Below are 26,284 nucleotides of genomic sequence, written 5' to 3'. Positions count from 1 at the left end.
TTATTGAGGGGGAAGTTTCAGGCCACAGCCATGGTTTTTGCCAGGGTTCTGTGGGTACAAATAGAGGCCAGCGTATCGGCAACTTCAATGGCTTTTACCTGCTTACCGCTGTCCCGTTTATATGCGGCGGCAATGTCATTCAGCGACAAGATGCCTACCAGCTGTTTTTTGCTATTGATAACTGGCAAGCGCCTGAGCTGGTTGGCCTGCATCAAGTGTTCAGCCTCGGTCAGATCCTGTTCCGGACCAATACTCACCAGCGTTTTAGACATGACATCTTTAACCGGAATATCACTTAATGGCAGGCCCTGAATAAAGCCAGCCATGGCGATATCACGATCTGTAATCATACCTATTGCCTGTTTATCATCATTTAACACCGGCAGGGCACCACAGTCGGCTTCCCACATTATTCTTGCGGCCTGTTGCAAGGTTTCTGCAGCGTGAATACTTCTGATATCCGGATTCATACAGCTTTTAATTTTCATGTGCTTTCTCCATAGGGTTAGCAATGGCTAAAGCATAGCGGTTGCCTGGTCAGAGAGATTTAGGGGAAAGGTATTTTCTGAGGTAGGGGATCTACCTAAACAGCTAGCAATAATTGCCGTAGTAAATAGCTACTATTTGGTTAGCAGCCAGGTCACAGCATGCTGGATAAGGCTGGTATTGTCGGCAATGGCAAGCTTCTCCTTGATATGCTCTTTATGGGAGTCGACTGTTTTGCTGCTCAGGTTTAATTCTTCAGCGATTCGTTTGGTTGCGTAGCCTTTACCCAACATCATATAAACTTCAAGTTCACGGTCAGACAGTTTATCTTCACCGTTACCACTCTGGTTTGGCTTTTGGTTAAATTGATTGTGCAGTAAGGTTTCTGTCATAGTGTCGCTCAGATAAAGCCGCTTCTGCAGCACCCGGCGAATAGCGACGATTACATTGCTAATGGCATCGGCTTTGTTAATGTAGCCGTTGGCGCCGGCTTTGATCACCCGCTCGGCAAATAGCTGCTCATCGTACATCGACATGACCAGAATTGGCAGGGTACTGCCCTGAGCACGCAAGTGTTTTAGCAATTGCAAACCATCACCTTGTTCCAGCACAAGGTCCAATATCAGCATGTCGGGCTTAAGCTGCTGGATCAGCCGCAACCCGTCGGCTACTGTTGCTGCTTCACCACAAACCTTAAGATCAGGCTCGGCCTGAATAAGCGCGATCAGGCCACAACGAAAAACCGGATGATCATCAATTAATAAAATGTTGCTCATGCATTGGCTCCTGCTAACTTGGTGCCAGGTTGATTATAGCGGCACACTATACGGGTACCCGTTGCCGCAGCGGAACTGATTGTCAGCTCAGCCCCTATTACATGGGCACGAAAATGAATATTGCGCAGGCCATGCCCGCTGTTAATCAGCCTGCTGTCCCGGACGTTCAAATCTGACGGTAAGCCTTTGCCATTATCCTGAATAACGAGTTCGATACTGTTGTCTTGCTGTTTCAGACTGACATCTATCTGACTGGCATCGGCATGTTTCAGGGCGTTGTAAATGGCTTCGCGGGCAATCCGGTACAAATTTATGGTAACCGTATAATCTTCTGCTGGCCTTTGCCCTTCACAGATTAAGGTTACCTTGGCTTTATTGTAGTTATTACAGAGCTTAACAAAAGTGTTTAAGGCACTTTGCAACCCCTGCTCTTCTAATTCAACCGTGGCAAGTTCACTAATAATGGCCCTGATATTGTTGACGTTATGTGCCAGCCCATTACTGAGGTTTTGTAGCTGCAGTTGTAGCTGATAATCTGCTGCGGTTAACTGTCTGGTAATAACCTGCAGTTGCATGGTCAAACCTAACAGGTTCTGACCCAGTTCATCATGCAGTTCTCTGCTAATTCGGTTACGCTCTATTTCGCTGATAAGTAACGCTTCTTTTTCTAACTTAACCAGCTCGGACATATCGCGGATAACTGCAATAAAAAAAGGGTACTGTTCAAGTTTGCTTACCGAAATATGAATGGGGAATAAATGGCTGTCTTTGTGTTTGGCTGCCAGCTCGCGACCTACGCCAATGATTCTGGGTATGCCCGCCTGCAGATAACGCGCCATATAACTTTGATGGGCGTTAGCATGCGCCTCTGGCATCAGTACCGAGATATTCTGGCCAATCAGCAGCGAAGGTTGATACCCGAACATGGGTTCAACTGCTTGATTCACCTGGACCACAGTGCCGTGATAATCAGCCATAATGACCACATCGGTCATGGTATTTAAAATGGCCTGTAGCTCTTCCCCATCTGTATCCGGCATTGTAGGCATATTAATCGCGTGTAAATACTTCAATGCAAATAATTGTAGTCTTTATATTCATTAAAGCTAATTTTCCCTGGCTTTGATAGGGCTTTTTCTTACTGGCTATTCCGGCTTAGCCTGATGCTGCTGATTACACATCCCCATTACAATCAATTATTAATGGTAGTCAGTGTGCTATCTGGCCGCTTACTGTTCCACTTAGCGCTTTACCTAAAATGAATGAATCAGGTGTGCATTTCAGCCTGCCCAGACAATTTTTCAGTGATTATCCGGAGCAATTATGACAGCCAGCAAAAATGGTAACAAAACTCAGTTCGGAACAGTAAACAGCAATATGACGGTTGATAATGGAGTTTACCAACCTGAATCCCGCGGTAAATCCTGGGCCATAGTGTTGGCTGGCGGTCGTGGTGAACGAATGCGTGAGGCGATTAGCGAGTGGTTAGGTAGCAACCGGCCTAAACAGTTTTGCCGCTTTACCGGCGAGCATTCCATGCTGGAAAATACCTGGGACAGGGCGCGGCAACTTGTCGGCAATGATCATATTGTCACGGTATCAGTAGCTGATCAGGCTATGTATTTTGAAGAGCTGGACGTGGATACTATCCCCGGAACGGTGTTGTATCAACCTGAACATAATGGTACTGCAGCCGCTGTCTATCTGGCGTTAGCCCATATTTTGGCATTGGATCCTGATGCCAGTGTGATCATTCTGCCCTCGGATCATTTTATTTTTCCTGAAGCAAACTTTGTGGCGCTGGCCAGAACAGCGCTGGGCTATGTCGCTGCTGATCCTGAGCATCTGATATTGCTGGGCGCCGAAGCTCGCTGGCCCAATACCGACTTTGGCTGGATTAAGCCTGCAGTCGTTGGGTCAGGTAGTCAGTTTGCCAGTAACGCAGTGATACAGCCGGTTTTGGCATTTATAGAAAAGCCTGATAATCAGCAGGCAAGACATCTGTATAGTAACAATGCCTTATGGAGCACCATGATTATTGCGACTAAGGGTGAGTTATTGTGGCAACTTGCCAAAGTCTTACACCCGAAATTTTACTTTTGTTTTTTGTATCTGCATCGGCTAACTCTGCAGGAGCGTTATGGAACTATGCAAAAAGAAGCTGTCGACAATGCTGTAGGTAAAACGTTTAAATATATGCCTGAACTGGATTTCTCGAAAGATTTACTGCAAAACATCACGCAGCAATGCCTGGTCCTGCCGATGACGGATATCGACTGGGATGACTGGGGCCGGCCTGAGCGCATATTGCAATCGATAGAAAGATATGGCCTGGACAGTTGGTTAAACGACGCGGGGCGCAGCATGTGTTAGCCGTAAGTTTAAGCTCGGGTTAACACATTCAATTGCTAAAAACACACCGACAGTAGACATATACTGTTAACCCGGCCGACCATCTGGTCTGGCCACATCCAGATCATCTGGGTACGGCTGACAGCAGCGGCCATTACCAGCAAACCTGCTGGACAGCATTGGACCTAAGCGTTTACCGCCGCTTGTACCTGGTTTGCTGTACTTGTTAGCGTAACAGCAATCGGTGCTAAAAACCGCTAAGCCTGCGATAGATCAAGCTTAAACTTTTCATTCGCTTTTATACTGGCCCCAGTAAGCGGGCTGACATAGCTGAGCAATGACAGAGCAATAACAGAGGCAACAATGCAAAGTATTAAATGGGACCCCAAGTTAATCAGCAAGTACAATATTAACGGCCCGCGTTACACCTCTTACCCGACGGCACTGGCACTTAGCAGCAACTTTGATCCGGCGCAAATCCAGGCCGCGATTAAGCAAAGCCCGAATGAGCTTAGCCTGTACTTACATATCCCGTTTTGTCATAAGCTTTGTTACTACTGCGGCTGTAATAAGCTGGTTACCCGTCATCAGCATAAAGCCGATACATACCTGGATGCCTTAGCGCAGGAAATGGCGCTGTATGCACCAATGCTGCAGAGTAAACGCATTAATCAGCTGCATTTAGGCGGCGGTACCCCCACCTTTTTAACCGAAGTTCAGCTAAGCCGGCTAATGGCCTTGCTGCACGACAACTTTACTATTGATACTGATGCGGAAATCAGTATTGAAATAGATCCGCGCAGCTGCAGTGATGACAAATTACGCCACTTACGCACTCTGGGGTTTAACCGGGTTAGCTTTGGGGTGCAGGATTTAGACGAAAAAGTACAAATTGCGATTAACCGGGTGCAGGATACTGATTTGATCCGCCATCAGGTGCAGCTTAGCCGTGAGCTCGGTTTCAGCTCAATCAATCTGGATTTAATCTACGGTCTGCCATTTCAACAGCCAGCCAGTTTCGCTGAGACGGTCGATGAAATTATCCGCCTGAATCCAGATCGCATTTCGCTGTTCAGCTATGCCCATTTGCCGGAGCGTTTCGCTGCGCAGCGCAAAATTGCTGAGAGCAGCCTACCGGATGCGCCGTCAAAGTTGGCGTTGATGCAGTTGGCAATTAACCGCTTTGTGGCGGCCGGTTATCAGTTTATCGGTATGGACCACTTTGCCAGGCCCGATGATGCGCTGGCCAAAGCCCAGCAGGCGGGCAAGCTGCAGCGTAATTTTCAGGGCTATACTACAGCCGGACAGGATGCGCTAATTGGCCTGGGAGTTTCCAGCATTAGTCAGGTAAGCGGTGTATTGTGGCAAAATTGCAAAGATTTACCTGATTACTATGCGGCTATAAATGCAGCTGTTAACACCGGGCAGTTGCCAGTAGAGCGTGGTTTTAGCTTAAACGCTGACGACAAATTGCGCGCAGCACTGATAAGCCAGTTAATCTGCCACTTCGAGCTTGATGTTGAGGCATTCAGCCAAAAGTGGCGCATTAACGGCTTTTGGCAGTACTTTAGTGAGGCGTTGGAACGCCTTACCCCTTTTATGGAAGACGGCTTGGTAGAGGTATACGCCGGGCGCATTAAAGTCACCGGCAGTGGCCGGCTTTGGGTACGTAGTATCTGCGCCTGTTTTGATGGCTATTTAACTCAGGGCCAGCAGCGCTATTCAAAAGTAGTGTAGTGTTGCGGTGTGTTGCGGCAGATCAAAGCAGGCTTCGCTGCGGCCGCTAAAATACCCGCCTTTTATTAGCGACGGAGAAATACATGGCCATTCCTGAACTCCTTTGCCCTGCGGGCAGCTTAAAAGCTCTGCGCCTGGCGTTTGCCTATGGTGCCGATGCGGTGTATGCCGGTCAACCACGCTACAGCCTGCGCGTGCGCAACAACGAGTTTGATTTAGCCGCGCTTGCCACTGGCATCAGTGAAGCGCATGCGCTGGGTAAAAAGTTGTATGTAGTGGTTAATATTGCGCCGCATAACAGCAAGTTAAAAAGCTTTATTGACGATATGGCGCCGGTTGTGGCGTTAAAGCCTGATGCACTTATTGTATCCGACCCTGGTGTGGTTTATTTGCTAAAACAACATTTTCCACAAATGCCGCTGCACCTGTCGGTACAGGCTAATACGGTAAACTGGGCCGCTGTAAAATTCTGGCAGGCACAGGGCATTGAGCGGGTAATTTTATCACGCGAGCTGGCGGTGGAAGAAATAGCGGACATTCGCCGCGAAGTACCCCAGATGGAACTGGAAGTCTTTGTGCACGGTGCGCTCTGTATGGCGTATTCCGGCCGCTGTTTGTTATCGGGTTATATTAATAAACGCGACCCGAATCAGGGTGCCTGTACTAACAGTTGCCGCTGGCCTTATCAGGTACATGCCGCTGTGGAAGATGAAGTAGGGCAGTTCAAACCAATAAGCACCCCTGCGCTATTGGAAGAGCAGGGCCGCCCCGGTGAGCTGATGGCCATTGATGAAGATTTGCATGGCACTTATATTCTGAACTCCAAAGATTTACGGGCTATAGAGCATGTGCCGGCGCTGACTGCGATGGGGGTGCATTCCCTTAAAATAGAAGGCCGTACTAAATCGCCTTATTACGCAGCACGCACCGCTCAGGTGTACCGCCAGGCTATTGATGATGCGGTTGCCGGTAAAGCGTTTGACCCACAGTTACTAACTGAGCTTAACGGCATGGCAAACCGCGGTTTTACCGAAGGTTTTTTGCGCCGGCATAAACCGCAGGACACCCAGAACTACGCCACCAGCCACAGTGCTGGCGAGCAACTCTTGGTTGGCGAGTTTATTAGCGGGCAGGACAGCGAAGGCTTTGCCCTGCTGGAGGTAAAAAACCAGTTTGCCGTTGGTGATAGCCTGGTACTGATGACGCCAGAGGGTAACCAAAGCTTTACCCTGCAAGCACTGCGCGACAAGCAGGACAACGCCATTGTACTGGCGCCCGGCGCTTGCTATCAGCTTAAGGTAAAGTTACCTGCGCAGCACAATCTTAGCTTTGCCATGCTGTTAAAGCAGCTGCCTGCAGTGGTAACAGCCGGCAGTGACCTAGCCATTAATGCTGCAGCTGAGGTGGTGCAATAGCATGCCCGCCGTAATTGAAGTCAGCTGTATTAACTGTGATATGTGCGTGCCGGAATGCCCGAATGACGCCATCAGTATGGGCACCAAACATTTTCAGGTTGACCCACAGCTGTGTACCGAGTGTATTGGCTATTACGATAAGCCTACCTGCATTGCCGTTTGCCCGATAGATTGTATCGGCTTGGTATAAGCAGAAACAAAAACGCCGTTCAGCTTAATAAGCTGAGCGGCGTTTTTGTTTGAATTTTTTGGTGCGTCCTGGTGGACTCGAACCACTCGCTTCCCATGTCGAGGGAGCATTTGGTCAGTGAAAAACTATTTATCTCACTATTCTAAGATATATCTCAATGGCTTTTCCGACTTGAGTTACTTTAAATTCAACCACGGAAGCGAATGAAATATGAAGTATTTCCAGGTTAACGTCATTTATGTTGCTGCCTTCATGCCGGCTTAACCCGGATGATATTACAATAAAACCAATCCCCAACACTGCGAGCAAATGGCGTATTTTAAAGTACTTAGATTTCATTTTTATCCTCATTTCAGTATGCAAAAAGTAACAGCAGCACTGTTAATCAATATTGGTTAAACCATTCTTAGCGAACTGACAACACGGTCTATTGCTCAACAGAAGCCCACTTCTTTTGAAAACTGACTTTTACGATCCAGTAAAGCAGACTCAATAATACAAAAACGACCGGGATAAAAAGCGTGCCATTTTGTGCCAGCATGGCAGGAAACAGTTTAGCCTGCCCCAAAAACACCGCTGCTGTTGCCATAAACAGGGGAAACAACATACGCCACAGATGCCTGATTAGTAGAGCTTTGCGTGACGTTTTGTTGCAGAGCATAAAATAAACGTCTTCGGACAAGGCATAAAAGGTAATTAAACCAAATACTGCAAAAGCGCCTGGGCCAAACCCACCTATTTGCTCAGGACTACTTTTTAGAGCTACATAAAAATAATATGAATAACCTGCAACAAGAGCGAGACCAAAGCCAAAAAGCGGTCGATTGACAATTGACTTAGAACTCGTTTTAGCTCTTATCGTAATAAAAGAACTCAGTACCAAATAACAGACTAAGCCCCCGTTAAGCATTGATAATGGAATATTTTTAGCAATCGCTATAATGATGCCGCTTGTGCCCAAAACAAACATAGAAAGTAGAAATGTCCAGCCTATACGTTTATGTAACTGCTGGCCTTTTTTAAGCAAAATGGCAGCGAAACCAGCCAAAATTCCAACCGTTCCTGCAGCGATATGCAGCACTAATAATGCAAGTAACATGGTTATGCTCCCTGGACTTTGTCTTGCGCTTGAGTATCACCGCCAGGGCATGGCAGACTTTCTGCTTTAGAGCGAAAACCGAAAACAATAAAATAGATAGGCATTACCAGTTGTGTAACCACCAAAGGTAATTGAATTGCCATTATTACTTGCCCTTGAAAAAAGGTATTACCTAATGCAATCAGCTGCAGCAGACAGGCCGCGATGGCGAAAGCGAGGATTAACCTGGCGATTTGCGTCGCCCGATACAGTAAAATATAAAAAAACAGTAAACTCAGGCTCGAAAAAAACAGCGCCAGGTGATGTGACTCATTTCTTTCAGAGACAATTTGCAGCCTGATAAACTCAAGCGTCCCGCTGAGTTCCTGGACACCACGTAGGCGAATGTCACTGATAAAGGCGGTATAGTTAGCCAGGTTGCCATATTCAAACCCGGTTGAAATTAACCCCAGCGCGGCAAACATAATCAGCAGTAAGCAAAGCACAGGATGGCGTTGATAATATTTCTGTGCAGAAATGCTGCCGACCATCACGTTAATAAAGCTAAGTAATAAGGCAATCAGCGTGGCACCGCCAAGAGCGAGCGTTAAATTGGATACATCTACCGTAAAGATATCTGACTTAAAAATGGCCAGAAAACTAAAATTGAGATATATGCCGCCAGCCATTTGCAGCAAAAGCAATATCCCCACCAGAGTACTATTTTTCATTTTTTGCATTTTATGTCACCTTTGTTTGTGCACCGCACATGTATTTGATGCCGCACAGGATAGGAAAAGATGCAGTGGGGATGGTTGCCTAGAGGTAACGCTATGTAACGGAGTGTAACATCGCTGTGGTTGTCAATAGATCAGCAAGACCAGATGGCGGGTTTGGCAGGAAAATTGACGCCTGTTACGCAATGTTACATTCCGTTGCCAGCCAGAGATGAAACTTATTTTTTGCCTGTAATAATAGTCTGCACTGCACGTCGCAGGAACCCGAAGATGAAGGAGCTGATGTTATGAAAAAAATAATCACTATCATGCTATTTGTAATTTTTTTATTGCGATAGGCTTAGATCTGTCCTCTATCAGTGTGGTGACATTATGACAATAAAAGTATTGATAATTGACGACGATAAGTCTCTTTGTGCCCGCCTTGAGGCCTATTTTGCGCAGCATGATCTGCAACTTATTATTGCCAATTCAGCGACAGAGGGGTTGAGTGAGCTCACGTTAGCGCAACCTGATGTCTTATTACTAGATGTGATGATGCCACAAACCGATGGCTTCACCTTATGTAAGCAAATCCGGCTTACCAATAGCATTCCAATTATTATGCTAACGGCGCGCGGCGAACTGTCAGATAAAGTTCTGGGCTTGGAGCTAGGGGCCGATGATTATCTGGCGAAACCATTCGAACCGAGAGAACTGGTGGCAAGAGTTCAGGTATTGGTACGTCGTCAAACATTAGTTGGCAAGGTGTCACCGTCTTTAAGTTTTGGTGAGTTGCAGATTTCAACCAGTAACCATCAGGCAACACTGAAGGGTGAAGATATAGGCCTGACCGGCATGGAATTTAAATTATTGCATTTATTAGCAAGCCACCCTGGAGAAGTGTTTAGTCGTGATCAACTGCTGAACGAACTAAAAGGCATTGATGCTGAAATTTATAGCCGGTCTATTGATATTCTTATGAGCCGCTTGCGGCAAAAACTCGGCGACGACCCCAAACACGTTAAGTTTATAAAAACACTTAGAAATGTAGGTTACACCTTCATTGGTAAATCGGCATGAAAATTCCACATTTGGGCCTGTTTAGCCGACTTTTAATCCTGTTTGCGGTGACTACGATCATCATTTCAATTTGTATTGCCTTAGGTAGCTTTGCCATCACAGAACAACGGGCAAAAATATTTATCAGCGAACGACAAACGCAGCTGTATGAGATGCTGCAACAGATTGCCGAAAACCCGCTTGATAAAGAAAAATTAAAAGCGGATGCCAGGAATAATCGTGTCAGCATTATGGTTAAACGCGGCACACAGCTTTATTCAACAGCCGATAATTTTCCGGAATTCTCTGCTTTAACTGCTGCAGCACAGCCAATAGGAAATTTATTCTTTAGTAAGGTCGGCTCAAAATATTTTTTATACGCCAGCTTTGATGACACCAGTGTCGTTGTGACATCGAAGATAGCCAACCTTATCGTGTACCCGGAATGGTTGATTTTGTGGCCCTGGATAGTCGCTATTTTAGTCCTTATGGCTAGCTATTATGTGCTGAAAAGGCTACTCAATCCGATTGGTCAGGCGATAGAAAGTGCTAAAAGGATTAGCGAGGGAGATTTAGCTTATAGAATTACGGTTCATCCGAAAACGGAGTTAGCCAGATTGACCACAAGCTTAAATAAAATGGCCGCTGATCTGCAAAAACTGTTTCAGTCTAAAAACGAAATGCTTATGGCCATCAGTCATGAACTCAGAACCCCATTAGGCAGAATGAAAGTCTCTTTAGCATTGCTGCAGCAAAATGAGATTACAGCAGATTTGACCAGCGATATTAATTATATGAATGACCTTATTGGCCAACTCCTCGAAGGAGAGCGGCTACAACAAGGTTCAAGAGTATTAAACATCGCCACGTACTACTTACCAACCTTGGTTGATGATGTGCTAAGCGAGACCCGGTTATCAGAACGTGTTGAAATCACATCGGCATTACCTGAGGTAGCGCTCAGGGTTGATGTCGGCAGAATAAAATTTGTTTTACGTAACTTAATCCAAAATGCCATCGACCATGCAACAAGCGAAGAAAAGGTAAAGCTTTCGGTTACCATAACGGAGCCATCACTGCTGATATCGGTGACAGATCATGGGCCGGGCATACCAACAGACATGCTGGAAAAAGTATTTACTCCGTTCTTTCATGCAGAAGACATTAACCACCGTTCAACTGACGGCGTTGGTCTGGCCTTGTTTCTATGCAAACGAATTGCAGAAGCCCATGACGGTCAATTAACCGTGAATAATACCGCCCCGCATGGCTGCCAATTTTCCTTTTCGTTACCGATAAGCTGTATTGCAGCATTTGAATGACAGGTTGTAGTTGGGTTTAGCTGTTCCAATTCAATTTTATTTTAATCTAACCAAATGCTGGTTGAGTTTTGTTTAATAAAGTTTATATATTCATTTTATTTGAATTCAGGTTTTGTATTAGTGGTGTTATTTTAAAATAAGTAGAGCTGTGATAAACGCAACCCCATTAAAAAGTTTGAATAACGAAATAATAAGGCGGCCTTAAAAATGATTCTTATTAACCATACAGGCAACACAGTTTCAAATAAATACAATCAATTCAAATCGGCTGATTTAAGTAGTCAACCACTGCAGCCTGGTCAACAGGCGCCTATGAAAAAAGGAGAAACTGTTTTATTGAGTCAAAATGCACAAAAAATAGTCAGTGGCGAGATAAGTATTGCTAAACGTTATGATGTAGAAAACATGACAGAAAAAGAGCGGGTTTCCATGGCTAACGAATTAAGAGATGGAGGTTTTATTGATGCAAAGGAACACTTAAACTTGTCATTAGAGTTTTCCAAGGTAGCATCAATTCACTTTGGGATTAAAGATAGCAGTAGTGTTAAAACCAATTTTCTTGCAGATGTAATTAACGAATTAGAATTTGCGAAAGCTCACGGGGAAGTTGAAACGGGGATCCGAACTAGGGAAGATGTTATTGCAATTTTGCAGAGAATGAAAAGCTTGAGGAACTCGTAAAATGTTCTTTAAGGTTCGCTTATCTTTACTCATATCTATAATCTCTAGGATTTGAAGACGTGCTTCATTCGTGATCTAATAATCTGTACTAGCTCAGACTAGATCTGACAGACACCGTGACAAACTGGTAACTGTCAGATGTAGTCTGAGCTAGTACATTTAAGTTAAGCAGGTGGCGATTTCAGAGCCTCGCCTAATTTTTTTTTCATTGTCACGTAGTCAAACATATCCATTTTTTTAATAATGTTGCCGTTTTTCAATGCGCAACGGGTAATACCCTCTCAAAGTTATTTGGAAGACCGGTAATTAGAGTACTTTTGCACAACTAACTCGTTAAAAGGCACTAAGAAAGCGGAACCATTAACTGAAATTTTCAGTTCTTTAAGAGCAGAATGTCCCTCGCTTATCGGCATGCATTTGGCTGAATATATAAACTCGTCGATTTTAGTTGAAAATGCTGGATTGATTACTTGTCGGTTAGTCATTTCTAATGAAATAATTTCACCAGAATCTTTAGATACTTCAGCCACTGCATCTAATAAGCGATAGATCTTTTTATCATCACCATCACCGGGAACCGGCGTAAAGTGATACATCCTGTTACCTGTTGAGCCAATAGTAAACTCTGAATTTTCGGGTATTTTGGCTTTCAAAAAATCACATGAGTTTTTACTTAAGCTATCTCCGCCATTTGAAATAATCTTTTCAATCTCTCTTAAAAAAACCTCGTTGTCGCTAGATCTAACTGTAATTGTTTTACTAAAATCGTCATTGGATATAACCGATAAGTGGACGATAGATTCGCCATCGCTAATGCTCATATCGTAATCAAATAGTCTTTCACTTTTACTTGCAATTCTGTGCTCGTGAACTTTACTGAGCTCTTGCGCGAAAACAAGGCTTGAGGCTAACGTTAAACTGAATAATATGCCGATTTGATACATGGGAAACTCCTCCTAAAAAATTTATTCAATAGTGCCTGTTTCTAAGCTGACATTCGTCTTCGCATAGAAGCGAGGACTAAAAATAGCTTTGAAACGTTTGCACGGAGCCAATCGGAAAGTTTGAGGTTTGTTGAATGCCTGAATATTTATACAGATTTATATATAACGATATTGTCAATAAAATTATAATGTTAAGATTGTGGTTTTAATTGAACCTGCGTTATCAAGACGTATATCACGGTTTGCTAATGGCTTTTCTAAATTCATTAGGGGTTTGATTTGTATATTGCCGAAATGCTTTGTAAAAAGAGGAGCGCGAATTAAATCCTGTAGCATATGCTATATCGAACACTGTATCGTTTGTTTTAATTAGAATTTGCTTTGCTTCGTCGATACGAGCTTTATTAATGAAATCGAAGAAGGTTGTATTCAAATTTTGGGATAAGGTTTGTGATACATATTGCGAAGGCTCCCTCACGTGTTTAGAAAGTGTAAGTAGGTTCAATTCAGGACTTAGATGCACTTTGTCGCTACTTAACGCTGCTGTGAGTTTGATGGAGATCCGCTGTAAATCATCGTCATTTAATGCGGAGCGTTCATAAGACTTTTTGTTGATTTCATCACTACTCGCTGCACTTTGCAGGTGCGTATCTTCAAACCCAGGTCTTTGCTTTACTCCGTTTAAGGCAATTAACCAAACAATAGCCGTTAGCAGTATTAATACTCCAGTGTCTGAAACCCCAAAACCCTGTAGTTTATCATCAATGGTCAGCACGACCAGTGCATATAGCCAAGTGAAGATAATGAGAACTAAAGTAAGGCCGAGCCAGTGTAAACTGCGTCCGGTTTCATCTGCATACATTGCTCTTATGCGTGTTCTATATTTTATAGTCCTGTTCATTATGCTTGCTACATAATAGCAACTAAGAATACCCCAACCCAGCACGACAATAAAAAACAAAATTGATAGGGCTTCTAACCATAAAGTGGAGACACCTTTAGATGAAAAAAACATCTGCGTGAAGTCTTGGTCAGGCAAGAAAAACAACGCCATACCGAGCAACAGCATAAAAGGAAGCGGTGTGAAATGCGTCAACATCGACTTTTGCCATTCCCACGGGGTGGGCGAAATGGTGGCCTCGTGGTAAAACCATAGTGAAGGTAAAAAAAGAAAAAATACCGCAGGGATTAAACTTACGTAAAGTTGAATCAGAGCTGGCATTATTTTAAAAACAATGGGGCCAAGAGAAAAAAAGAGTAAACATACTAAGACAAAGACTAGAGGACTTTTGGACTGACTAGTCGGGACCAGGAACAATGAAAAGCTCGCGATAGCGAAAGCTGTTGACGAAAAAAATATATCCAGCATTGCATTATTAAACAAGTTATCCATCCTCCTACAGTAACACAACTCTCGAGCTATCTGTCTGCGCTAATTATAAAGGACGCAGTTAGTGGTTATTAAGCTCTCTTTTGATTGTTCTCTAACCGTTCTACTGCATGCAAATCTAGAAGCAAAGTGTCCTCCCTTTATGGATAAGACAATATATGTTCGCCGTAACGTTAATATCTAAAAGTTCTTTAACTTACACCATCCACTATGGGGAAAAAGATGCTTTCTGGAACTGAAATTTACAACGAACACAATACATATCTACAACGATGGGGAGCAATAGCGGCGTTTATTATGCCTTTATGTTACGTATGCATGTTTGTGATATTTGGTGTGGTGTTAAGCATCCCGCAAACGGATATTTTAATTGAAAAAATTGCATACATCGTTACAAATCAAGCCATTATCAGTGTTGCCTATATTAGCGGTTATCTCATTTTCGGATGTATGTTACTGATTGCTGTGCAAGCTATCCATCGAAGATTAGCAACGGCATCTGCTCACCTAGTTAAAACTGCCAGTGCATTTGGATTAATTTGGGTCGTATTGATGATGTGCTCGGGAATGATTGCCCTTGTAGGTATGAGTACCATGATTAAAGTGTATTCCGATAACCCGCAAAATGCTCAGACGGTATTCTATGTTTACGCCACTATCGTCGATGCGCTTGGTGGCGGTATCGAATTGGTTGGGGGATTGTGGGTGTTGCTACTAAGTACTTGCGGACTGCGGCATCAGCAACTATCCAAAAGTTTGAGCCTGTTTGGGATCATGGTTGGCTTACTGGGTATTTTGACAGTTTACCAAGCCATCCCGGAATTCAAGGATGTGTTTGGATTGACGCAAATTGTTTGGTTTGTGTGGATAGGTATTACTTTACTAGCTAAAACGCAACGTCAAGTGAAAGTATCTTCATCATGAGCATAGTGGCTAAACTTCACTTCTTTGTTGGATGTATCGCTGTAGCCTTAGGGTTTATTGCGATGTTTTCCAAAAAGGGAACTACGATTCATAAGCAAAGCGGAATTATTTTTTCCGGGTCAATAACCCTGTTATGTTTAAGCGGATTTTATCTATCTTATTCCCGAAATTTACAATTTACATTTCTGCTTTCAGCCTTAGCGCTTTACTTAGTATTTACTGGCTTTATAGCGGTTAGAAATAGAGGGCAGGACATCACAATTCTCGATAAGATTGGGCTGGTTTATATCCTTTTATTAACCTTAGGCTGTTTCTTGTTGTCTTACTTAGGCGTTAAATTTTTCTGGGCCTATCCCGCTACTGAGCCACCTTATGAGGCCTACGCATTTATAGGTGGCTGGGGGCTACTGCTCTTAATTGGTGATGTTACATTCGTTAGAACTGTCAGACCAACTATTTCTACAAGGCTAAAGCGTCATCTTACTCGCATGTGTTCAGCCATGCTGATTGCGACCACCGTTTTTTTTCTTGGAAACAATCACGTACTTCCTGAGTCGATGCGCACGGTGCCCATATTAGTTACGCCTATAATATTGGTTTGTATGTTTATGTTGATATATCGACTTGGATTTCAATGGATGAATAGGGGGCTTCATAAATAATTTTACCTGGAAATGTGCCATTTACAAACGTAGTTTTTATCCATATAGACATGTGGGCTCTATGCGTTTATCAACACAGGGTGTATTACCGAAGGGAAACTGGCGCTTGTTACACAATGTTACATTCCGTTGCAAGCGTGAGAAGAAACTTATTTCTTGCCTGTAATAATATTCATCTATAAAAGTGGCAAGGTAACGAAAATAAATTAAGTAATATTAGGAAAAAATAATCACTATCATGAAGTCTAACTTTATTGAAAAGATAGGGGTGATAAATCCTTTGATACCAAACTTTATTTTAAAAAGAAAGTTTTTAGAAGGGGGGTGTATGAAAAAATTAATGATATTGTTATTGGCTTTGAACTTTTCTTTAACGGCATATGCAGAAAACTCGATTTTTCTAGGGACTTCTACATCGTTAGAATCAAAGGTCATGGGTGAAAATAGGCCTTATATGGTTTATTTACCTCCCTCGTACGAAGCAAGTGAAAATACCTATCCTGTTATTTATCTTCTTGACGGCGATACACATAGATTCAAGGGATTTGTCGGTGTACTAGAATCCTTGAGTACAGAAACGCTCGGAAGGCAGGTTCAAGAATCAATCGTCATTTCCATACCGAACACAAATAGATCACGAGACTTAACGCCTTCATCGTTGAAACAGTGGAAGTTTAAAGGCCGTGTTTTAGACACATTTGAATAAACAGGTAATGCTCACCAGTTCGCCACGTTCCTTGAACAAGAGCTGATACCCGCCATTGATACCAAATACAGGACGTCTAAAAAACGGGTGTTGGTTGGTGAGTCGTTTGGCGGTTTGTTTGCAGCAAATACTCTTCTAAAGTCACCATCAATATTTACAGATTACCTAATCATAGACCCAACATCTGTATGGGATAATGACTATCTAAATCGTGCATTTAACGCTAGTAATAAAGATGTAAAGCCTGGTTTTGGTGTATTTTTTGCTTTTGCAAACAATTCTCATCTAGGAGAAGTCGGATTAACTAATTATAAATTGGGTACTACTTTTGCCTCATCTGTAACTGGTAATACTAATGGTATATCGCAACAACTGTACTTTGAAAATGAAACTCATGGCACGGTTGCTTTTTTAGCTTGGTACAATGGCCTAAAAGCCCTTTTACCTCCCACTGAGCATTGATGTGTATAACACATATCGGCTCTGACTCCAGCTTCTGTCACTGCCTCTTGTATGTGCGCTTTTGCTACGGCCGACAAAGCTATCTTGCACAGGCAGCGCCTGAAATGAGTTAATCACTACCAAGGTTAAAACGGCCTGCGATAAAAAATTTCTACTTTTCTGTCACCTTTTCCCTAAGTTTAACCACTAGTAATTGGCAAGCTAAAGCAGAGCTTCTTTTGCTTCGGCTAATAGTGACATAAATTAATTTAATTGAGAAAGCAGATAATGAATATTTTAAGTAATGTATTTTTGGGAACAACACGCAGCCTGATGTTAGTGTCGCTGCTGGCATTTGCCAGCGCGGCAACGGCCAATAACTTAACACCCCTGGTAGACGATTTTAGTGATGAAATAAACAACAGGTTAAGTCAGCCCCGGCAGTTTATAAATGACACCGTAGCCGGGGGCAATACCACTGTCCAGCAGATGGTTTCTGACGGGATTATCCGGGTAAAAGGTGACATTGTGCCTCCAAGAGGACAGCCGGGTTGGGCTAGCTCAGTGTTGCCACTTGCTGCTGTAGGCATCAATTACGATGCCAGCCAATATCAGGGCGTCCGTTTGCTGGTTAAACTCAATAAGGGAAACCTTACGTTGTCGGCAAATAGCAATGAAATCACTAACTTTGATTTTCATTCGGCGCCTGTCGTCGTAACGTCTGATGGTGAGTTTCATGAAGTAAAAGTCGCTTTTGCCTCAATGAAAAGAGGCTGGTCAGAACAAACCGCGTTAAATACCGCCACGCTAAATAGTTTAAGCGTTATTGCCTACAGTCTTCAGCCGGCCGGATTTGACTTCGAGTTGCGTGAAGTCAGTTTCTATTAACCAAAGCAAACAGGCCTGTTAGGTATGCAAAAGAGAACCATTAAATTGCTGATAAGCTGGATATATTAAATCAATGAATAAGCCATTAGAAAATAGTGACAGACTGCAATATCTGGTTGCTGCGCGCGCGCTGGCACTACTTCTCGGTATTGTATTTCATGCAAGTTTGTCATTTATGCCAATGTTTATTGGCTGGGCAGTAATGGATATATCAACGAGCAGCACAGTGACACTATTGGTACTAGTCAGTCACTCGTTTAGATTGGAACTTTTTTTTCTACTGGCAGGCTATTTTAGCCGCATGAGTTGTAACCGGCGAGGTGGATATGAGTTTATTAAATCCCGTTTATTAAGGCTGGCCATGCCATTTTGTCTTGGTTGGTTTGTGCTTCGCCCATTGTTGGTATCAGGTTGGCAAATGGGCGCTCAAAGCATGCAAGGAGAGGTCAATGTTAAAAACGCCTTAGACTCAGCTATCGCAACCTTAACGGCGATCCCCAAAGATCTGTTCGTCGGCACGCATTTATGGTTTCTATACTATCTCCTTTTGATTTCTTTCATAGTGCTTGTTGCACGATACATTGTCGGGTTGAACACTAATCTGAAGAAAAGCGTTAGCTCGCTGCTGTATTTGACAATTGCTGCCGTATGCAAATCTCGTTATTCGTTGTTTATTCTCGCATTACCTGCTGCAACCATACTGTGGTTTATGCAAACCTGGGGCGTGGACACTCCGGATAAGTCTCTGATACCTGATGCTGCGGTTACATTACTTTATGGGTACTTTTTTGCTTTTGGATGGCTGTTGCAGGGTCGTCAGACATTACTACAGGCTTTTATTCAGCTGAATCTAAGCAGAGTTTTTATTTGTGCAATTGCAATCGCCATTACATGCTGGCTTTCGCAATATCAGATGGAAAAAGGCCATTATTATTATGTCCTGCTAAAGTTTGGCTTTGTAATTACTTATGCAGCAATGATGTGGTCTCTGGTATCCATTGTACTGGGGCTTTGCGAGCGTTTTTTAAACAAGCCTGATAAAAAACTCCAATATCTTGCGGAAGCATCATATTGGCTATATTTAATCCATCTCCCTATCGTAATTTGGTTACAAATTGCCTTCGCAGAGCTTCCGCTTCATTGGTCTGTAAAATTGGCAAGTATCTGCGTGATCACAGTTGGATTATCGTTGATGCTGTATGAATTTTTCGTTCGCTCTACGTTTATCGGTAAAGCACTGAATGGTAAACGTTTACAAAGGTCATTTTTAAAATTGAGATTTTTCAGTGGCCAGTTGAGGAGGCGTTGATTTGAATAATAATTTGCGAGGACTAATCAAAGTGTCTTTATTAATAGGCTCTGTAATATCACTGGTGTTTGTACCCTGGGCATTATTGTTTGCCTGGTTTACGCCGCTGCCTGATACGGTTCAGCAAGAGGTGACTTCTGCCTTAGCACATGAGTTTGACGGCATTATTGTCTATGTTGACAAAAAAGGACAGCGTGCCAGATCGTACGCTGCCGGATGGCACAATCGTGAACTCAAAGTGCCGGCGAATAGCCAGGCGCTATTTAAAATTGCCAGCATCAGTAAGTTATATGACGCTGTTGCGGTCAGCAAATTAGTCGCTGCTGGCCGGCTATCACTTGATGAGACGTTAGCTCATTATTTACCTGAGCTTAAGACACGTATTCAGTACGCAGACAAAATTACCCTGAGAATGCTGCTACAGCATCGTAGTGGTATTCCTAACTTCACAGATGTAAAAGATTATTGGAAAAATCCACCGGCTAACGCTGAACAGGCCCTCGCATTAGTCTTGGATTTAACCGCTAAATTCAAACCCGACGAAAAGTATGATTATTCGAATTCTAACTACCTGCTAATTAGCAAGATTATGGAAAAAGTCTTAGGGTATGACCACTTTCAGTTCATCAAAGATGAGATCTTAGTTCCTTTGGGACTTAAGCATACCTTTCGTTCAATTCAGGATGTGGATAAAGAACTGGTGATGAGTGGCTATTATGTTGGTGTAGAGCATGATCTTAAAATGGAAAATGAGTCCATGATAGCTTCTGCAGAGGATGTGGGGGTTTTTCTAAGGGCATTAAACGAGGGCAGTGTGTTTAACAATGGGGAGCAGCAGCTTTATACCAATTTATACAAATATGAGCATACTGGCCTTATCCCGGGCTATCAGAGTATCGCCAAATACCATAAAGAAATAGATACGGTGGTGGTGCAGTTTGTAAATACAACTAATTTTGATGGCGACACCTGGGCGCTATCCGAGATTGTATATAACCGCATCGTTAAAATTGTATCGAATAATAACTGAGATTAACGAATCTTAGCTTTTTGATTTTTTTTATTGGTATTAAGCACCATAAACGATAAATTTTGTCGCCTTTTCGGTGGCTATAGCTACCTGGTTAAAACAGCATTATGTTGAAGCAAATTATGTTTGGAAAACGCAATAAATTAGCAGGCGCAACTGATTTAAACTTAGTGAATTTTTCTCTGGGTGGCAATCGCGAGGCATTTTGCCAAATCGTTTCCCGGTATCAGAATCTGCTGTGTTCAGTAGCTTATTCATCCATTGGTGATCTTAAACAAAGCGAAGATATTGCACAGGAGGCTTTTGTCGAAGCCTGGAGAAAGTTAGATACGCTGCGTGAACCTGAGAAACTGAAAGCATGGCTATGCGCTATTTTGCGTTTTAAGATTAGTAATCACTGTCGGGGGCAAGCGAACCACCCGGTAACGGGGGCTGAAGAACTGCAAGATCACCATTTTGACAATATTCAAACTGAAGAAATGGATGAAGTCGTGATACGTCAACAGCACGAAACGTTATTGTGGAAAGCGTTAGAAAATATCGACCCGACTTACCGGGAGCCATTAATTTTATTTTATCGGGAACAACTGTCTGTAGAGTTAGTTGCGGCAGAGCTTGATTTATCGGTAGACACCGCTAAACAACGTTTGTCACGCGGTCGTAAGTTACTAAAAAGAGCCATGTCGTCATTTGTCGAAGATGCACTGCAACGCAGCAAGCCTGGTGTCGCTTTTACTGCAGCAGTACTTGTAGCCATTGGCGGTATTTCACCACCAACCAAAGCAGCAGGTTTTGGCGCTGCAAGTATAAAAGCCGGCTCATTTTTTAACATCGCTACCGTTTTATCATTGCTAGCGACATTTTCAGGCTTAGCAAGTTCCTTTTTTGGTTTGAAAGCTGCGCTGGAACAATCCAGAACTCAAGCAGAGCGCCAGCTTGTTGTAGTGACTGTCACGCAGTTTATTTCTTTTGCCATTATTTTTGTTTTAAGTATGTTTTCACTTAAAAAACTCGCTTTATCTGCAGCCGAAAATGTCGGCATTTATGCACTTTTAAGCCAGCTATCAGTGCTGGCCTTTGTGCTAACGTACTTATTTTTAGCCAAACGAATGTTCGCCAAAATGCGAGCGCTCAGAGTACGGGAGAGGCTATTTCATCCTGAGTCATTTTTAGCTGAAGCGCAGCACAGAGATTCTAAGCGACGAGAATATAAGAGTCGCTTGAATTTATGTGGCTTACCTCTTTTTCATTTCCAGTTTGGCATGTCCGAGCAAGGTGATAAACCCGCTGTAGCCTGGATAGCAAGTGGCCCTATTGCTCGCGGAGTGTTATTTGCATGGGGTGGTGTCGCTATCGCGCCCATTAGTATCGGCATTGTATCTGTTGGCATAGTTACAATAGGCGGCATTGGTTTTGGCATTCTGAGTGTCGGAACCGTGGCTCTAGGTATTATTAGCTTTGGAGCCTCTGCTGTTGGTTTCAAAGCCTATGCTTCTTTATCCTCACTCGGTTGGCAGGGCGCATGGAGCAACGGTTTTTCGATTGCTAAGGAAGCAGCAATAGGCCCTATTGCTATAGCAGAACACGTCAATAATGCTGACGCTGTTGCATTGCTTCAATTAGTGTTGTTTGAAAAACTCTATCCATTTGTATTAGTCACTATTGCAGTTTTGGTTATCGCGCCGGCTGTTCTGCACGCACGAAAAGTAAGGCAGCGTATGCGGTAACTTATGCTGTGTCCGTTGTTAAGTTTACGGACGCTGTAGGACATTTAATGTGACCGACTGGACACCAAAATGCGCAAAGTATATTTTTTATTAAATTATTTCAATGATTTAAAATTTGATATTGCGTTTGCAGTTGTTAATGAAATGAAGTGGTCCGTGTGATGTTGCTAGTGTTCTGAAATATGTTGTAGCAGGACGAAGACGGTATCGTGGAATGCAGAAAACACCCTTAAAAAGGTACTACTGAATATCAATAAAGAGACGACGTAAAATGGGAAATGTAATGAAACAGAATCGAGCTTATTTTGATGTTGGTAAATTCTTCGTCGCTTTACAAACGGCTGAAAGAACTTAAATCAAAAAGTTAAACGAAAAAATATAAAAGCAACGCCTCAAAGCCATCGGACGCTAACGCTTTGGGTGGTTAAGGTATTGAAATGACGGATGTTAAAATGAAAGAAATGTTTATAATTTTCATGTGTTTATTAATGAGCTCTGCAAATTCCTTTGCGTCAGGAAACTCTGCAATACAATTGAGTCATGGTTGCTCACCATTTGAGTCGTATGATGAATTTATTGATAAGATAGGAAAGAGAAACCCTTTGATACCGAACTTTCTTTTCAAAAGAAAGTTTTCAGAAGACAGTTATATCAACACTGTCGAAAAATTAAAATGCAACATAATAAAATATAATGTTGATGGCATCGAAGTGCAGGGTGTACTCATTATGCCAAAGGTAAAACCTGGCACCAAACTTCCTGTCATTGTATACAACCGAGGTGGCAACGGCACATTTGGCGCACTTGTATTTCCCAGTATATTGGAGAATCTAACACCATTGGCGTTGGACGGCTTTCTCGTAATCGCATCTCAATACCGGGGCCATATGCGAACAGAGCCTGAAAAATATGGGATAGATGAGTTTGGTGGTAAAGACGTAAACGATGTACATGTCCTCATTGATCTAGTTAAAAAACATCCGAATGCTGATATCAACAATATTTTTATGTATGGCGTCAGCAGAGGAGGAATGATGAGTTATATGGTAGCGCGAGAGAGAACGGATATTAAGGCGATGGCCGTGCATGCTGGCAACACAAATTTAATTCTAGACTTAGAAAATAGACCTGAAATGGAAGCTGTATATGAAGCACTCATTCCAAACTATCAAAGCGAAAAATTTACTGAATTAAAAAAACGCTCAGTCATGTACTGGGTTGAAAAGTTGCCTAAAGACATGCCAATTTTGTTACATCATGGCGATGAAGATGACCGGGTACATGTTAGTAATACACGGCAATTCGCGGAAAAATTGGTTGAGTTAAACCACCCTCATAAAGTTACTCTTTTTGAGGGCGAGAAGCATGTATTTTCAGATAAATCAGAAGCGTATAGAGAAATCCTGAATTGGTTCAGAACAAACTCCAATAAAACCTAAAATGGAAGCGCTATTAACCCGTGTTTAAGTGCGGGCCGACCCGTCGAATAATGTGATTGCCGGACGCTTACCCATATTTAGACACACAAAATATTTAATACACGCCAGTTATGTCAGGCTTGCTTGACATGGTAATGTTGCCGTGTCATTATGTCGCACATACCTTACATTGTGTAATGTTTGTAAGTCACAAACCTTGTGGTTTTATCAATCGTGACGAAACCACTTTTAGGAGAATAGTATGAATAAATCTGAGCAAGAGACCAAGTTCATGAAACGTTTTATCGGCAGTATGGTTGTTTTTTTGCTGCTTATCGCGGTGCAGTCATTTTCCCTGGAGTTGTTAGATATGCCTACCTGGCTACAGGTGGTTGTAACAATATTGCCTGTTACACCTTTGATATGTGCCTTTTTTGCCTATAAAGCGCGCTACAAAGCACTTGATGAATATATGAAAGCATTAACGGGTGAGGCATTTTTATGGATGATTGGCATACTTTGCTTTTCGTCTTTTATATACGGGATGTTAGCGATGAAGTTCTCTTTGCCATCGGTGAATCTTGCCCTAGTAATGCCAGTGGTTTTTGGCGGCCATGGACTAATTTTGCAATTACTTATTTGGAAAGACAATGAATAATCGCATTAAGGTATTGCGTGCAGAGCGAGATTGGTCGCAGCAAGCCCTCGCAGACAAGCTCGGAGTATCCCGGCAAGCGGTAAATGCTGTCGAAAGGGGAAAGCATGATCCTTCCTTACAGTTGGCCTTTGACATGGCCACTTTATTCGGACAAAGAATTGAGGATGTGTTTTTTCCAGAGAAAAAATCAGACACAGACAACAACGAAGAAAACTGAACCGACACCGTATACATAGGAAATAACATGAATTGCAAAAACTATAGCGGCTATTTATGGGGTATTGCCATATTTGCTTCCACGATAATTATTGGCTCACTAACTGGTTGTGCTGAAACAACAGCAAACACGTCTTATGCAGACAAAATAGTACAGCAAGTAAACACAGTTAATGCCTCTGCGGCTGTTGATAATGTCGTTGGCGACTGGATGGGCGAGTTGCAAATACCCAACTCCAGCTTAAGACTTTGGTTAACGGTTGAACGTGACGTTGAAGGTAACTTGCAGGCAAGCCTTGATAGCATAGACCAAGCGCCTGGTAAAAAAATGGCGGTTGGTGATATCAGTGTTCAAGATAATCAGCTAAGTTTTAAAATTCCAAAAATATCAGCTAGCTATAGCGGCGAGTGGAATGAACAAACCCAGCAGTGGCAAGGCCGCTTTAACCAGGGCCGTTCATTCGACTTAAATTTTACCCGGGGTAAACCTAAAGCAGATCCTATTTACCCAGAGCTAAATGGAAAGTGGCAAGCTGAAATATCAGGTCATCCTTTAATCGTTAGGATTGAGTCTAATCAAATGGGAACAAAAGCAGTGCTTGACTCACCAGATGAAGGCGTAACTGGCTTACCCATCTCTGCACTGACATTTAGTAATGGCGAAATATCCTTTTTAATTCCTACCGCAAAAGTAACCTTTAAGGGCACTGTTACCGGCTCCGCTAGTCAATTCTCAGGTCAGTGGGTACAGCAAGGCCAGCCTCGTCGACAGCTAACATTTGTCAAGTTAGCCGTTGTAAGTAGTCAGCATGTGCCTAAACGACCACAACACCCAACAGGCCAACAGCCGTATCAATCTAAGCCTGTTAGATTCAAAAATACCCAGGCAACAGGCGTTGAGTTAGCGGGAACGCTAACCTTGCCTAAGGGCAAAGGCCCGTTTGCTGCAGCTATTTTAATATCAGGCTCAGGGCCGCAAGACAGAGATGAAAGCTTTATGGGGCATAAGCCCTTTGCTGTAATAGCTGATTATCTGACTCGCAATGGTATAGCGGTATTGCGCTATGATGACCGCGGCATTGAACAATCTACTGGTGATTATTATTCGGCCACCTCACTAGACTTTGCCAGCGATGCCAATGCTGCCTTTAACTATTTATCCAACCGCAAAGATATTAATGTCAATGCCATAGGCATGATTGGACACAGTGAGGGAGGATTAATAGCTCCCTTAGCGGCTGATATTAATAAAAAAATAGCTTTTGTTGTGTTACTGGCTGGCCCTGGAGTTAAAACGCCAGATTTGATGCTGGCACAACAGGAAGCTATGGCCAGATTGCAAAATGTACCGGAAGAGAAAATAAACAAAATGATGGCTATTTCACGCCAGATTATGGAAAACGTGCGCAAGTCGCCAAACGAAGAGGCGGCAATTAAAACTGTTACAGAGATATTATCAGCTGAAAGTTTAGCCATTCTCGGCACGCCAGACACTGCTAAACCAGACTTCGTCGCGGCGGTTACCTCAGCGTGGTACCGATACTTTATGAGTTACGATCCAGCCCGGTATTTTGCCGATAAGGCGTTGCCTGTATTGGCCCTAAACGGTGAACTTGACGTGCAAGTTCCCGCAGAGCAAAACCTCGCGGGGTTAAAGATAATTCTGTCAGATCATGTTGATGCCACTGTGAAGCAGCTCCCCAGGCTTAATCATATGTTCCAACAGGCAAAAACCGGCAGCATGGCTGAATATAGAGAAATTGAGCAAACCTTTTCACCAGATGCTTTAAAGCTTATGTCCGCTTGGATTAACGCTCGTTTTTAAAGCATCTTTTACTGCCAGCTTTGGAATAGGTGAGTCATAAAATTCATTAAAAAAAACGCCGCAAAGCTTAATAAACTGAGCGGCGTTTTTGTTTGAATTTATTGGTGCGTCCTAGTGGACTCGAACCACCGACCCCTACCATGTCAAGGTAGTGCTCTAACCAGCTGAGCTAAGGACGCACACGTTGGGTTGTTAGCCTGGCGCTGACAACGGCGGCTATGTTATTGCGCTGCTGGCTGGTTGGCAAGTGTTTTTCGTGTTTCAGCCGACGTTTGGCTGAATTTTAGCCGGTCAGCTGGTAATTAACCGCAATTACGGCGGTTTTGGTCGT

24 protein-coding genes, 1 tRNA gene and 1 pseudogene are annotated in these 26,284 nt (G+C 43.1%); 18 read left to right on the top strand and 8 right to left on the bottom strand.

Annotated features, from left to right (window positions below):
* Window positions 1-17: 17 nt before the first annotated feature.
* The 3 genes from CRO03_RS07835 to CRO03_RS07825 form a co-directional block, all read right to left on the bottom strand.
* Complete coding sequence (locus tag CRO03_RS07835) at window positions 18-488, bottom strand: CBS domain-containing protein (protein WP_097111069.1); 471 nt, start codon at window positions 486-488, stop codon at window positions 18-20.
* Window positions 489-620: 132 nt separating this feature from the next.
* Window positions 621-1,262: a response regulator transcription factor gene (locus CRO03_RS07830; protein WP_097111068.1), complete on the bottom strand. Its 642-nt coding sequence runs from the start codon at window positions 1,260-1,262 to the stop codon at window positions 621-623.
* On the bottom strand, window positions 1,259-2,302 hold the full coding sequence (locus tag CRO03_RS07825) for a PAS domain-containing sensor histidine kinase (protein WP_170948967.1): 1,044 nt from the start codon (window positions 2,300-2,302) through the stop codon (window positions 1,259-1,261). The genes CRO03_RS07830 and CRO03_RS07825 overlap by 4 nt, the downstream gene beginning before the upstream one ends.
* Before the next feature lie 283 nt (window positions 2,303-2,585).
* Between CRO03_RS07825 and CRO03_RS07820 the strand changes: the two genes are divergently transcribed.
* The 4 genes from CRO03_RS07820 to CRO03_RS07800 all read left to right on the top strand — a co-directional run bounded on the left by CRO03_RS07820 (window position 2,586) and on the right by CRO03_RS07800 (window position 6,956).
* Window positions 2,586-3,635: a sugar phosphate nucleotidyltransferase gene (locus tag CRO03_RS07820; RefSeq protein ID WP_097111066.1), complete on the top strand. Its 1,050-nt coding sequence runs from the start codon at window positions 2,586-2,588 to the stop codon at window positions 3,633-3,635.
* Between the two features lie 342 nt (window positions 3,636-3,977).
* The gene (gene hemN, locus CRO03_RS07810; protein WP_097111065.1) at window positions 3,978-5,351 is read left to right on the top strand and encodes an oxygen-independent coproporphyrinogen III oxidase; all 1,374 of its coding nucleotides are present in this window, start codon (window positions 3,978-3,980) and stop codon (window positions 5,349-5,351) included.
* Window positions 5,352-5,434: 83 nt separating this feature from the next.
* Window positions 5,435-6,766: a prephenate-dependent tRNA uridine(34) hydroxylase TrhP gene (gene trhP, locus CRO03_RS07805; RefSeq protein ID WP_097111064.1), complete on the top strand. Its 1,332-nt coding sequence runs from the start codon at window positions 5,435-5,437 to the stop codon at window positions 6,764-6,766.
* Between the two features lies 1 nt (window position 6,767).
* The gene (locus tag CRO03_RS07800) at window positions 6,768-6,956 is read left to right on the top strand and encodes a YfhL family 4Fe-4S dicluster ferredoxin (RefSeq protein ID WP_097111063.1); all 189 of its coding nucleotides are present in this window, start codon (window positions 6,768-6,770) and stop codon (window positions 6,954-6,956) included.
* Between the two features lie 427 nt (window positions 6,957-7,383).
* On the opposite strand, the gene CRO03_RS07790 is transcribed toward CRO03_RS07800, so the two are convergent.
* Window positions 7,384-8,055, bottom strand: a complete 672-nt coding sequence (locus tag CRO03_RS07790; RefSeq protein WP_097111061.1) for a DUF2306 domain-containing protein — start codon at window positions 8,053-8,055, stop codon at window positions 7,384-7,386.
* 2 nt (window positions 8,056-8,057) lie between these two features.
* Window positions 8,058-8,774: a hypothetical protein gene (locus CRO03_RS07785; RefSeq protein WP_097111060.1), complete on the bottom strand. Its 717-nt coding sequence runs from the start codon at window positions 8,772-8,774 to the stop codon at window positions 8,058-8,060.
* 369 nt (window positions 8,775-9,143) lie between these two features.
* Between CRO03_RS07785 and CRO03_RS07780 the strand changes: the two genes are divergently transcribed.
* The 3 genes from CRO03_RS07780 (at window position 9,144) to CRO03_RS07770 (ending at window position 11,815) form a co-directional block, all read left to right on the top strand.
* Entirely contained in the window at window positions 9,144-9,833 is a 690-nt protein-coding gene (locus tag CRO03_RS07780) for a response regulator transcription factor (protein ID WP_097111059.1), read from the top strand.
* Window positions 9,830-11,134 carry a HAMP domain-containing sensor histidine kinase gene (locus CRO03_RS07775; protein ID WP_097111058.1) on the top strand — a complete coding sequence of 435 codons (1,305 nt, stop codon included), beginning with the start codon at window positions 9,830-9,832 and terminating at the stop codon, window positions 11,132-11,134. Before CRO03_RS07780 ends, CRO03_RS07775 begins: the two co-directional genes overlap by 4 nt.
* A gap of 207 nt (window positions 11,135-11,341) precedes the next feature.
* Window positions 11,342-11,815 carry a hypothetical protein gene (locus CRO03_RS07770; RefSeq protein ID WP_097111057.1) on the top strand — a complete coding sequence of 158 codons (474 nt, stop codon included), beginning with the start codon at window positions 11,342-11,344 and terminating at the stop codon, window positions 11,813-11,815.
* Window positions 11,816-12,102: 287 nt separating this feature from the next.
* On the opposite strand, the gene CRO03_RS07765 is transcribed toward CRO03_RS07770, so the two are convergent.
* A complete protein-coding gene (locus tag CRO03_RS07765; protein WP_097111056.1) occupies window positions 12,103-12,759 on the bottom strand; it encodes a hypothetical protein in 657 nt (218 codons plus the stop codon).
* 235 nt (window positions 12,760-12,994) lie between these two features.
* Window positions 12,995-14,152: a helix-turn-helix transcriptional regulator gene (locus CRO03_RS07760; protein WP_097111055.1), complete on the bottom strand. Its 1,158-nt coding sequence runs from the start codon at window positions 14,150-14,152 to the stop codon at window positions 12,995-12,997.
* A gap of 219 nt (window positions 14,153-14,371) precedes the next feature.
* Between CRO03_RS07760 and CRO03_RS07755 the strand changes: the two genes are divergently transcribed.
* From CRO03_RS07755 to CRO03_RS07705, 11 genes and pseudogenes are all read left to right on the top strand, one after another.
* A complete protein-coding gene (locus CRO03_RS07755; protein ID WP_097111054.1) occupies window positions 14,372-15,073 on the top strand; it encodes a DUF4386 family protein in 702 nt (233 codons plus the stop codon).
* Window positions 15,074-15,078: 5 nt separating this feature from the next.
* A complete protein-coding gene (locus CRO03_RS07750) occupies window positions 15,079-15,735 on the top strand; it encodes a DUF2306 domain-containing protein (RefSeq protein WP_141397736.1) in 657 nt (218 codons plus the stop codon).
* A gap of 238 nt (window positions 15,736-15,973) precedes the next feature.
* Window positions 15,974-16,903, top strand: a pseudogene (locus CRO03_RS18525) (alpha/beta hydrolase).
* A gap of 267 nt (window positions 16,904-17,170) precedes the next feature.
* A complete protein-coding gene (locus tag CRO03_RS07740; protein WP_212682381.1) occupies window positions 17,171-17,770 on the top strand; it encodes a CIA30 family protein in 600 nt (199 codons plus the stop codon).
* 73 nt (window positions 17,771-17,843) lie between these two features.
* Complete coding sequence (locus tag CRO03_RS07735; protein WP_097111052.1) at window positions 17,844-19,079, top strand: acyltransferase family protein; 1,236 nt, start codon at window positions 17,844-17,846, stop codon at window positions 19,077-19,079.
* A gap of 1 nt (window position 19,080) precedes the next feature.
* Complete coding sequence (locus CRO03_RS07730) at window positions 19,081-20,109, top strand: serine hydrolase domain-containing protein (RefSeq protein ID WP_212682380.1); 1,029 nt, start codon at window positions 19,081-19,083, stop codon at window positions 20,107-20,109.
* Between the two features lie 107 nt (window positions 20,110-20,216).
* Window positions 20,217-21,836: an RNA polymerase sigma factor gene (locus CRO03_RS07725; RefSeq protein WP_212682379.1), complete on the top strand. Its 1,620-nt coding sequence runs from the start codon at window positions 20,217-20,219 to the stop codon at window positions 21,834-21,836.
* A gap of 437 nt (window positions 21,837-22,273) precedes the next feature.
* Window positions 22,274-23,275, top strand: coding sequence for an alpha/beta hydrolase family protein (locus CRO03_RS07720; protein WP_097111051.1), 1,002 nt, complete (start codon window positions 22,274-22,276; stop codon window positions 23,273-23,275).
* A gap of 241 nt (window positions 23,276-23,516) precedes the next feature.
* Window positions 23,517-23,912: a hypothetical protein gene (locus tag CRO03_RS07715; RefSeq protein ID WP_097111050.1), complete on the top strand. Its 396-nt coding sequence runs from the start codon at window positions 23,517-23,519 to the stop codon at window positions 23,910-23,912.
* Complete coding sequence (locus CRO03_RS07710) at window positions 23,905-24,129, top strand: helix-turn-helix transcriptional regulator (protein WP_097111049.1); 225 nt, start codon at window positions 23,905-23,907, stop codon at window positions 24,127-24,129. The genes CRO03_RS07715 and CRO03_RS07710 overlap by 8 nt, the downstream gene beginning before the upstream one ends.
* 27 nt (window positions 24,130-24,156) lie before the next feature.
* A complete protein-coding gene (locus CRO03_RS07705) occupies window positions 24,157-25,953 on the top strand; it encodes an alpha/beta hydrolase family protein (RefSeq protein WP_097111048.1) in 1,797 nt (598 codons plus the stop codon).
* 102 nt (window positions 25,954-26,055) lie between these two features.
* Here the strand turns inward: CRO03_RS07705 and CRO03_RS07700 are convergent.
* Window positions 26,056-26,132 (bottom strand) — tRNA-Val (locus CRO03_RS07700).
* Window positions 26,133-26,284 lie beyond the last annotated feature (152 nt).

It is taken from the genome of Arsukibacterium tuosuense (assembly GCF_900215315.1).
Lineage (GTDB): Bacteria > Pseudomonadota > Gammaproteobacteria > Enterobacterales > Alteromonadaceae > Alishewanella > Alishewanella tuosuense.
Note: the sequence above shows the minus strand (reverse complement) of the source record. Positions and strands in the feature narration are given on the sequence as shown.

Bases quoted from the DNA above. Each gene is read 5' to 3' on its own strand.
- CRO03_RS07835 (WP_097111069.1), bottom strand. From the start codon at position 488: ATGAAAATTAAAAGCTGTATGAATCCGGATATCAGAAGTATTCACGCT.
- CRO03_RS07830 (WP_097111068.1), bottom strand. From the start codon at position 1,262: ATGAGCAACATTTTATTAATTGATGATCATCCGGTTTTTCGTTGTGGC.
- CRO03_RS07825 (WP_170948967.1), bottom strand. From the start codon at position 2,302: ATGCCGGATACAGATGGGGAAGAGCTACAGGCCATTTTAAATACCATG.
- CRO03_RS07820 (WP_097111066.1), top strand. From the start codon at position 2,586: ATGACAGCCAGCAAAAATGGTAACAAAACTCAGTTCGGAACAGTAAAC.
- hemN (WP_097111065.1), top strand. From the start codon at position 3,978: ATGCAAAGTATTAAATGGGACCCCAAGTTAATCAGCAAGTACAATATT.
- trhP (WP_097111064.1), top strand. From the start codon at position 5,435: ATGGCCATTCCTGAACTCCTTTGCCCTGCGGGCAGCTTAAAAGCTCTG.
- CRO03_RS07800 (WP_097111063.1), top strand. From the start codon at position 6,768: ATGCCCGCCGTAATTGAAGTCAGCTGTATTAACTGTGATATGTGCGTG.
- CRO03_RS07790 (WP_097111061.1), bottom strand. From the start codon at position 8,055: ATGTTACTTGCATTATTAGTGCTGCATATCGCTGCAGGAACGGTTGGA.
- CRO03_RS07785 (WP_097111060.1), bottom strand. From the start codon at position 8,774: ATGCAAAAAATGAAAAATAGTACTCTGGTGGGGATATTGCTTTTGCTG.
- CRO03_RS07780 (WP_097111059.1), top strand. From the start codon at position 9,144: ATGACAATAAAAGTATTGATAATTGACGACGATAAGTCTCTTTGTGCC.
- CRO03_RS07775 (WP_097111058.1), top strand. From the start codon at position 9,830: ATGAAAATTCCACATTTGGGCCTGTTTAGCCGACTTTTAATCCTGTTT.
- CRO03_RS07770 (WP_097111057.1), top strand. From the start codon at position 11,342: ATGATTCTTATTAACCATACAGGCAACACAGTTTCAAATAAATACAAT.
- CRO03_RS07765 (WP_097111056.1), bottom strand. From the start codon at position 12,759: ATGTATCAAATCGGCATATTATTCAGTTTAACGTTAGCCTCAAGCCTT.
- CRO03_RS07760 (WP_097111055.1), bottom strand. From the start codon at position 14,152: ATGGATAACTTGTTTAATAATGCAATGCTGGATATATTTTTTTCGTCA.
- CRO03_RS07755 (WP_097111054.1), top strand. From the start codon at position 14,372: ATGCTTTCTGGAACTGAAATTTACAACGAACACAATACATATCTACAA.
- CRO03_RS07740 (WP_212682381.1), top strand. From the start codon at position 17,171: ATGAATATTTTAAGTAATGTATTTTTGGGAACAACACGCAGCCTGATG.
- CRO03_RS07735 (WP_097111052.1), top strand. From the start codon at position 17,844: ATGAATAAGCCATTAGAAAATAGTGACAGACTGCAATATCTGGTTGCT.
- CRO03_RS07725 (WP_212682379.1), top strand. From the start codon at position 20,217: ATGTTGAAGCAAATTATGTTTGGAAAACGCAATAAATTAGCAGGCGCA.
- CRO03_RS07720 (WP_097111051.1), top strand. From the start codon at position 22,274: ATGACGGATGTTAAAATGAAAGAAATGTTTATAATTTTCATGTGTTTA.
- CRO03_RS07715 (WP_097111050.1), top strand. From the start codon at position 23,517: ATGAATAAATCTGAGCAAGAGACCAAGTTCATGAAACGTTTTATCGGC.
- CRO03_RS07710 (WP_097111049.1), top strand. From the start codon at position 23,905: ATGAATAATCGCATTAAGGTATTGCGTGCAGAGCGAGATTGGTCGCAG.
- CRO03_RS07705 (WP_097111048.1), top strand. From the start codon at position 24,157: ATGAATTGCAAAAACTATAGCGGCTATTTATGGGGTATTGCCATATTT.